The organism is Cellulomonas sp. Leaf395, assembly GCF_001424125.1.
In the GTDB taxonomy this organism is placed as follows: domain Bacteria; phylum Actinomycetota; class Actinomycetes; order Actinomycetales; family Cellulomonadaceae; genus Cellulomonas.
Map to the genome: position 1 here is coordinate 775,878 of NZ_LMQI01000002.1, position 7,887 is coordinate 783,764.

Genomic DNA, 7,887 nt, shown 5'->3' on the forward strand with positions numbered 1-7,887 from the left:
AACCGGGATCGAATGGACAGATCCTCCTCGGCGTGCAGTCCTGGGCCCGCACACGTCCGCCGCACCGTGAACGCGCGTATCCTGACCGGCGGGCTCCGGAAGTCGATGAGCGCCTCGTCCGAGGCCGCTCCGCGGAGCCCCAGTGCCCAGGAGGACTGCTCGTGCCCGACGCCCGGCCCCCCTTCCCCGTCGTCAACTTCCGCGGCTACGAACGCGAGGCTGTCGACGCCCGAATCGCCGGGCTGGAGAAGGCTCTCGATGATGCCCGCGCCCAGGTCGAGTCCCTCGACGGACGGGCCATGCAGGTCGCCGGCGAGCTGTCCGAGGCGCACCGCCAGCTGCGGGAGGCCGAACGGCCCACCTACTCCGGTCTGGGCTCGCGCATCGAGCAGCTCCTGCGGTCCGCCGAGGAGCAGTCGTCGGACGTCGTCTCCCAGGCCAACGCCCAGGCGGCGGACGCCCTGGCTCGCGCCAAGCTCGCCTCGGGGCAGCTGCGCGCTCGCGCGGAGAACGAGGTCGCCGAGGTCGTCGCCACCGCACGTCGGGAGGCGGACGAGGTCAGGACGACGGCCACCGCGGAGGCCGAGAGCACGCTCCTCGCCGCGCAGCGTCGCGCGGAGGAGCTGGTCGGCTCCGCCGAGCGCGAGGCCGCACGCATCCAGAGCGCGATCACGACCGAGGAGAGCGAGCGCCGGAGCTCGCTCGAGCGCGAGCTGGGCACGCTGCGCGCGAGCGTCGAGCACGAGGCCACGCAGCTGCGCATCGCGACGGAACGCACCGCGAGCGAGCTCCGGTCACGCTCCGAGACCGAGACGACCGCCCAGCGCGAGGAGGCCGAGCGGTACGCGCAGGATCTGCGCCAGAGCGCCGACGCGGACACCACCGAGCTGCGCCAGCGGGTCGAGGGCGAGCTCGCTGCGGCGCGGGTCGAGGTCGACCGGTACGTGGCCCAGCAGCGCAGCGACGCGGCGGCCGAGGTCGCCGCCTTCCGCCAGCAGGCCGCCGACGACGTCACCTCTCTGCGGGTGCAGACCCAGGAGTACGCGGACGGCCTGCGCGCCGCCGCCGAGCGGGACGCCGCTGCGCTCCAGCAGCGGGTCGCGTCCGAGGTCGCCGCGCTCCGGGTGGAGGCCGAGCAGTACGCGGCGTTCGTCCGGGCACAGGCCGACCGCGAGACCGGCGAGCTGCGCTCGACGACGGCAGACGAGCTTTCCGCGCAGCGGGCCGACGCCGAGCAGACCATCCTCGCCATGCGCGGCGAGGCGGAGCGGTACGCCGCCGACCTGCGCGCACAGGCAGACCGCGAGACCGCCGAGCTGCGCGAGCGTGCCGGTCAGGAGACGTCCCACCTGCGCGACGTCACGACGCGCGCGGCGGCGGAGCTGCAGGAGGTCACCGAGCGAGAGACCACCGAGCTGCGGGCCGCGGCCGACCGGGAGACCGCCGAGCTGCGCGAGCGTGCACGGCTCGAGGTCGAGCGGGCGATCACCGAGGCCCGCCGGGCGGCGGCCGAGGTGACCTCCTCCGCGAAGGCCCGTGCCGACGAGCTGATCCGAGACGCCGAGCAGCAGCTGGCCGACGCCGAGCTGAGCATCGCGTCGCGCCGCGAGGCCGCCGAGCGCGAGGACGCGGACCGGCACGAGACCGCGCGGGCGGAGACCGAACGCCTCGTGCGCGACGCCGAGGCGCACGCCTCTGAGGCCGAGCAGCGGGTGGCCAAGGCGCTCGCGCAGGCCGACAAGGTGCGGACCGACGCCGAGCAGCACGCCAAGGAGCTCCTCTCCAACGCGCGCAGGAACGCCGACCGGGTCGTCGCCGAGGCCCGCGAGCACGCCGAGAAGCAGATCTCCGACTCGATGATCGAGTCGGAGCGTGAGCGGACGACCGCCACGCGTCAGGTCGAGGACCTCAACCGCCAGCGGGAGTCGATCACGTCCTACCTCGACGAGCTGCGCAACCTCCTCGGGCACAACCCTGACCGGGCGACGCTCGAGCGCGCGACCCGGGCGGAGGCCGCGTTCGAGAAGGAGCAGAAGTCGGCCCCGGCGGCACGCTCGCCGAAGGCTGCATCCGACGAGGCCTCGAAGTCAGCTCCGCAGGCGGCAGGGGAAGCTGCGCAGGACACCAAGGGCGACAAGGCCCTCGTCGCGCCCGCCGGGAAGCCCGCGCGACCGGCCGCGCGGCCCACGAAGTCGCGACCGGCTCCGGTCTCGGCCGCCAGCCCCGTCGTCGCGGAGGCTCCCGTCGACGAGACGCCCTCGGACGAGTCGGCGGGCGACGCCCCTTCCGCACCCGAGCCGGTCGACGACGCACCCCAGGCTGCCGACGTCGCCGCGCCGACCCGCTGACAGGCTCCCGGCACAGGCACCGAGGCACACGTGACCGACGAGAAGGCTGCTCGCTGGCGCGAGGAACGGCGGGAGGCCGCCGCCGCGCACGGCGAGCTGCTGGCCAGCCGGCAGCGGGCCGAGTCCGCGCAGGCGCAGGAGCAGATCGACGCGTTCCTGCGCCGGGCGCTGACGTCCGGGCCGAGCCCCGAGCCCCTCGCGGCGCGCAGCTACGACGGCCGGGCGCGCTACAAGACGCCGCTGGTCGGCTGGTACCTCCGGCGTGACGAGACGGTCGCGATCGACACCGACGGGAAGTTCTACGTCCTCACGGTGCCGTCGAGCCTCGCGGCACGGTTCCGGGGCGTGACCCCGGAGCCATCCGCTCCCCCGCTCGTGATCGGTGCGGGCGGCAAGGACGGCGAGTCCATCGACATGTCGCAGGCACTCGCGCGCGTGCTCGGAGGCTAGCCGTCCTGGCTGGTCGCGTCGGCTGCCTGCGCCAGGTCGGCGAGGGCGGCCGCGACGGCTGCGGGCTGCTCCACCGACGACAGGTGCCCGGCCCGCTGGACGACGACGAGCCGCGCCTGGACCGACGTCGCCACCAGGTGCTCCGCGGCCTCGACGGGGGTGACGGTGTCCTCGTCGCCGACCACGACGACGACGGGCCCGTCGAACGCGCGCAGCACCTCCGACCGGTCCGGCCGAGCGGCCATGGCACGCTGCGACCAGGCGATCCCGGCGGGCTCCTGCTGGTCGATCCACGCAGCGACCTGGTCGGCGACCTCGGGCTGGGACGACACGGTCGACTCCCCCAGCAGCGACGAGGCCATGGGCCGGACGGGGTCGACGGAGCCGCTTCGCTCCGCCTCCGCCGCGATGCGCAGCCGGTTGGCGCGCGCCTCGGGGGCGTCGGCGGTCGACTTGGTGTCCACCAGCGCGAGGGCGGCGACGAGCTCCGGGTGACGTTCGACGAGCGCGAGCGCGACGTAGCCGCCCATCGAGAGGCCCGCGACGACGGCCCGCTCGACCCCCGCGCCACGCAGCGCCTCCGCGACCACGTCCGCCGACGCCTCCAGCGCCGGTTCGGGCAGGTCGGTGGCGTGCCCGGGCGTCCCGGGCAGGTCGACGGCGTGCACCGCGCGGCCGGCGGGGAACAGCCGGGCGACCTCGTCCCACATGCGGTGGTCCAGGGGGAAACCGTGCAGCAGGACGAGCGGCAGCCCGTCGTCGGCTGCGCCTTCGGTATAGGTGTGCAGGCTCATGCGTCGTCCTCCGCCGTCGTGCTCGGGCCGGACCAGTGGGTGGGCAGCGGGACCGGGTGGTCCGGCAGCACGTGGGCGACGATCTCGTCGAGCACGCGCCGGACGGCGGACTCGCCGACCCACAGGTGCTTCGCTCCGTCGACGCCGATGACCTCGGCCTGCGGCACCCGCGCGAACCGCCGGCGCGCCTCGTCCGGGCTCAGGTAGTCGTCGAGCTCCGGGACCAGCACCACGAGCGGCTTGCCGAACGCCGCCCACGCGTCGAGATCCGCGTCCGTGGCCCGGTGCAGGGGCGGCGACAGCAGGATCGCGCCCTCGATCGACGGGTCACGGCCGTGCATGAGCACCAGCTCCGTGCCGAACGACCAGCCCACCAGCCAGCGGTTCGGCAGGTCGTGGAACTCGGCGAACTCGATCGCGGCGTGCACGTCGAACCGCTCGGCGGCACCCCCGTCGAACGCTCCGCCGCTGGTCCCCCGGGGACTGGCCGTGCCACGCGTGTTGAAGCGGAGCACCGCCAGGTCCGCGAGCGCAGGCAACCGCCACGCCGCCTTCCGGTAGACGTGCGAGTCCATGTACCCGCCGTGCGTCGGCAGCGGGTGCAGCGTCACGAGCGTCGCCGCCGGCGCCGCCTCGGCAGGTCGCGCCAGCTCGCCCACGAGCGTCAGCCCGTCCGCGGTGTGCAGCTCCACGTCCTGGCGCACCGCCGGCAGGACGGTGAGCGACCGGATGAGGCTGGGGTCGGAGGTGTGCGTAGTCATCGGGACGAGCCTAGGACGCCGTCAGCCAGCGCACGCGCGAGGTCCAGCACGTCGGCGACGCCGTCGTCGGCGTTCGAGGCGCACCGGCGGGTCGCGGCTGCGAGGACGGTGGCGTGCGCGTTGGCGACGGCGAACGACGTGCCCGCCCAGCCGAGCATCGACAGGTCGTTCCGGGCGTCGCCGACGGCCCAGACGTCCGCCGGGTCGATGCCGCGCGCCGCCGCCCAGTCCGCGAGCGTCGAGGCCTTCGTGATCCCCGGACCGGAGATCTCCCCCAGGCCTTCCGCTCCCGAGTCGGACACGATCGCCAGGTCGCCGACGACAGCGGCCAGCTCGTCCGCGTAGGCGTCGCTCGGCGGCCGCGTGGTCCGGACCAGCAGCTTGAACGTCGACGCGCCGAGGACGTCCTCGATGCGGTCAGCCGTCGGGCTTCCGGGGGGCACCGGATGGAGGGAGCGGAAGTCGGTCTCGTGCGCGAAGCCGTCGGCGCTCTCCGCCGCCAGGTGCACATGCTCCAGGCCCCATGCGTCCCGGATCCGGTCCGCGATGCCGCCGACCAGGTCCGGGGGCATCCCTCGCTCGGCGAGGACCCGACCCGAGCCCACCTCGAGCACCGCCGCACCGTTCGCGCAGATGGCGACGCCGTGGCCGGCCACGTGGGAGCGGAGCTCGCGCAGCCAGCGCGGGGGCCGGGCGGTCACGAACACGACCTCGATCCCGGCCTCCGCGGCGCGCACGAGCGCGTCGGCCGTGCGGGAAGACACCGTTCCGTCGGGGCGGAGCAGCGTGCCGTCGAGGTCCGTGGCGACGAGGCGCGGGGCGCGGGTCGGTGCGCTGGTCATCGGCGCGTCGGTCCCCGGCGGGCGCGCGCCTGCCAGCACGAGGTGTGCCAGTGGCGGCGGTCGTCGAGCGCCTCGCCGAACAGTCCGTCGGTGCGCCACGCGACGACGTGGGCCGTCCCGGCGCTCACGAGCTGGTCACATCCGGGGCACCGGTACTCGCGGTCGGAGCCGCGGACCTGCTGGACAGTCCACTCGCCGTCGGCACCCGACTCCGAGCGCCGGCCGCCGGTCGCACGGTCGACGTCGAGCTCGACGTGCTCGGCCCCGTACGGCCGCTTGGTCGATCGTCGTCCCACTCCCTCATCCTCCCCCACACCGCCGGGGACACCACGACGTCCGAGGACACGAGCGCCAGGGCGGCCCAGTTCCTCGGACGTCGTGGGTGGGTCAGAGTGCCGCGGACTCCGGCGTCGGGATCGTGTTGGTGCGCAGGAGCTCGCGGTACCAGAGGCCCGAGTCCTTCACCGTGCGCTCGAGGGTGTCGTAGTCGACGCGGACCACGCCGAAGCGGCGGTCGTAGCCGTAGGACCACTCGAAGTTGTCCATGAGCGACCAGACGAAGTAGCCGCGCACGTCGGCACCGCGCTCGATCGCCTCGCCGACGGCGTCGATGTGGTCGTGCAGGTACGCGACGCGGTCGGCGTCGTGCACGCGGCCGTCGGCGCTGACCTCGTCGTAGAAGGCGGCACCGTTCTCCGTGATGGCCATGGGCAGGCTCGGGTAGCGGTCGCGGATCTCGAGGAGCAGGTCCACGAGACCCTGCGGCTCGATGTTCCAGCCCATCGCGGTGTGCGGGCCGGGCTGCGGGAGCCACTCGACGGTGGTCGCGCCGACCCAGGGGCTGTTCTCCGAGGACCGGTGGCCGTCGGGGCCGGGGGTGCCGTCGCCACCGGCGGGCGTGCCGTGCTGGACCCGGCCGGTGGAGTAGTAGTTGATGCCCAGCAGGGAGAGCGGGACCTTGATGACGTCGAGGTCTCCCTCCTGCACGAAGGACCAGTCGGTGATGTGCTCGGTGTCCGCGAAGACCTCCTTCGGGTACTCGCCGTCCAGCATCGGGCCCAGGAACACCTCGTTGGCGATGGTGTCGATGCGGCGCTTGGCCTCGAGGTCCCGCGGGGCGTCGGACGCGGCGCGCGTGACGTGCAGGTTGAGGGTCACCGAGATCGGGGTGTCCTCGCCGAGCACGTCCTTGATCGCCCGGCCGGCGAGGCCGTGCGCGAGGTTCAGGTGGTGGACCGCGGCGAGCGCGGTGGAGTCGTCGGTCACCCCGGGGGCGTGCACGCCGGACGCGTAGCCGAGGAACGCGGAGCACCACGGCTCGTTGAGCGTGGTCCAGACGTGGATCCGGTCGCCCAGGACCTCGGCCAGCTTGCGCGCGTACTCACCGAACCGCAGGGCCGTCTGGCGGTTGGCCCAGCCGCCCTCGTCCTCGAGCGGCTGCGGGAGGTCCCAGTGGTAGAGCGTCGCGACGGGCTTGATGCCGGCGGAGATGAGGCGGTCCGCGAGGTCGACGTAGAAGTCGAGACCGGCCTGGTTGAACTCGCCCGAGCCGGTCGGCTGGACGCGGGGCCACGCGATCGAGAACCGGTAGGCCTGCAGGCCGAGGTCCTTCATGATGGCGACGTCCTGCGGCACCCGGTGGTAGTGGTCCGCCGCGACGTCACCGGTATCGCCGTCGAGCACCTTGCCGGGCGTGCGGGCGAACGTGTCCCAGATGGACGGACCGCGGCCGTCCTCGTCGAACGCCCCCTCGATCTGGTACGAGGCGGTGGCCGAGCCCCAGAGGAAGTCGGAGGGGAACTGGCGTCCGGAGGGGCGCGAGGTCGTCATGTGCAGGTCCTTCGGTCGGACGGACGGGGTGGGACGGCGGGTGCAGGCGGGCGGGCCGTGACCATGGGTCGGCAGCTGTGCCGGGTCGGTCAGACCCGACGTGCGGGAATCGAATCGATACGATACACGGCGTGAGATCGCTCCCGCCACCCCGCGGTGGGCAGCGGAAGCACTGCGCTCAGAGCGTGAGCTCGACGACCTCGTCGCGCGCGGCGGCCTCGACGACCGTCCCACCGACGCCCACCTGCACGCGCCACGGCCCGGTCGCACCGCGCGCCTCGACGCGGACCGCAGCCCCGTCACGCCGCACCACGAACACGCTGGGCTCGCCCCCGGCCGCGCCCGGCACGGTGGTGACCGACCGGTGCCCGTCGGCGAGCTCCACCAGGTGCAGCGTGACACCGTCGGCCCAGTCGTAGTCCGGCCGGTCCGAGCGCGCGCCGACGGGCAGCACGCTGTCCGGACGGACGTACAGCGGCAGCGACAGGTAGCCGTGCCGCTCGCGGACCCAGCGCGGTCCGGTCACCCGGTCGCCGGTGAGCAGCGACGTCCAGGTGCCTTCGGGGAGGTAGACGTCGACGTCGCCCTCGGCCGTGAACACCGGGGCGACGAGCAGGGTCTCGCCGAGCATGTACTGGGTGTCGACCGTCGCCGCGCCAGGGTCGTCGGGGAACTCCAGCACCATCGGCCGCATCACGGGGACCCCGGAGGCGTGGGCGTCCTGGCCCAGCCGCGCAAGGTAGGGCATGAGCGAGAGCTTGAGGCGGGTGAACAGCCGGGTGACGTCGACGGCTTCCTCGTCGAACGCCCACGGCACCCGGTAGGAGTCCGAGCCGTGCAGGCGGCTGTGCGAGGAGAGCAG

8 protein-coding genes are annotated in these 7,887 nt (G+C 74.0%); 2 read left to right on the plus strand and 6 right to left on the minus strand.

Going from position 1 to position 7,887, the window contains the following annotated elements; genetic code table 11:
• Positions 1 to 161: 161 nt before the first annotated feature.
• Positions 162 to 2,348: a hypothetical protein gene (locus ASG23_RS07765; RefSeq protein WP_056022517.1), complete on the plus strand. Its 2,187-nt coding sequence runs from the start codon at positions 162 to 164 to the stop codon at positions 2,346 to 2,348.
• A gap of 30 nt (positions 2,349 to 2,378) precedes the next feature.
• Positions 2,379 to 2,798, plus strand: coding sequence for a hypothetical protein (locus ASG23_RS07770; RefSeq protein ID WP_056022520.1), 420 nt, complete (start codon positions 2,379 to 2,381; stop codon positions 2,796 to 2,798).
• Here ASG23_RS07770 and ASG23_RS07775 read toward each other — a convergent pair.
• The 6 genes from ASG23_RS07775 to ASG23_RS07800 form a co-directional block, all read right to left on the minus strand.
• On the minus strand, positions 2,795 to 3,592 hold the full coding sequence (locus tag ASG23_RS07775; RefSeq protein ID WP_056022523.1) for an alpha/beta fold hydrolase: 798 nt from the start codon (positions 3,590 to 3,592) through the stop codon (positions 2,795 to 2,797). The genes ASG23_RS07770 and ASG23_RS07775 overlap by 4 nt on opposite strands.
• The gene (locus tag ASG23_RS07780) at positions 3,589 to 4,353 is read right to left on the minus strand and encodes an alpha/beta hydrolase (protein ID WP_056022524.1); all 765 of its coding nucleotides are present in this window, start codon (positions 4,351 to 4,353) and stop codon (positions 3,589 to 3,591) included. The genes ASG23_RS07775 and ASG23_RS07780 overlap by 4 nt, the downstream gene beginning before the upstream one ends.
• Positions 4,350 to 5,195, minus strand: a complete 846-nt coding sequence (locus ASG23_RS07785) for an HAD family hydrolase (RefSeq protein WP_056022825.1) — start codon at positions 5,193 to 5,195, stop codon at positions 4,350 to 4,352. The genes ASG23_RS07780 and ASG23_RS07785 overlap by 4 nt, the downstream gene beginning before the upstream one ends.
• On the minus strand, positions 5,192 to 5,491 hold the full coding sequence (locus ASG23_RS07790; protein WP_056022526.1) for a hypothetical protein: 300 nt from the start codon (positions 5,489 to 5,491) through the stop codon (positions 5,192 to 5,194). Before ASG23_RS07790 ends, ASG23_RS07785 begins: the two co-directional genes overlap by 4 nt.
• Positions 5,492 to 5,582: 91 nt before the next feature.
• Positions 5,583 to 7,025: a GH1 family beta-glucosidase gene (locus tag ASG23_RS07795; protein WP_056022528.1), complete on the minus strand. Its 1,443-nt coding sequence runs from the start codon at positions 7,023 to 7,025 to the stop codon at positions 5,583 to 5,585.
• Between the two features lie 178 nt (positions 7,026 to 7,203).
• On the minus strand, positions 7,204 to 7,887 hold a 684-nt coding region (locus ASG23_RS07800), incomplete at its 5' end, for a TIM-barrel domain-containing protein (protein ID WP_327019462.1).

What these genes read in the sequence shown, in the direction of transcription:
- ASG23_RS07775 (WP_056022523.1), bottom strand. Translation starts at nt 3,592, where the DNA reads ATGAGCCTGCACACCTATACCGAAGGCGCAGCCGACGACGGGCTGCCG.
- ASG23_RS07780 (WP_056022524.1), bottom strand. Translation starts at nt 4,353, where the DNA reads ATGACTACGCACACCTCCGACCCCAGCCTCATCCGGTCGCTCACCGTC.
- ASG23_RS07785 (WP_056022825.1), bottom strand. Translation starts at nt 5,195, where the DNA reads ATGACCAGCGCACCGACCCGCGCCCCGCGCCTCGTCGCCACGGACCTC.
- ASG23_RS07795 (WP_056022528.1), bottom strand. Translation starts at nt 7,025, where the DNA reads ATGACGACCTCGCGCCCCTCCGGACGCCAGTTCCCCTCCGACTTCCTC.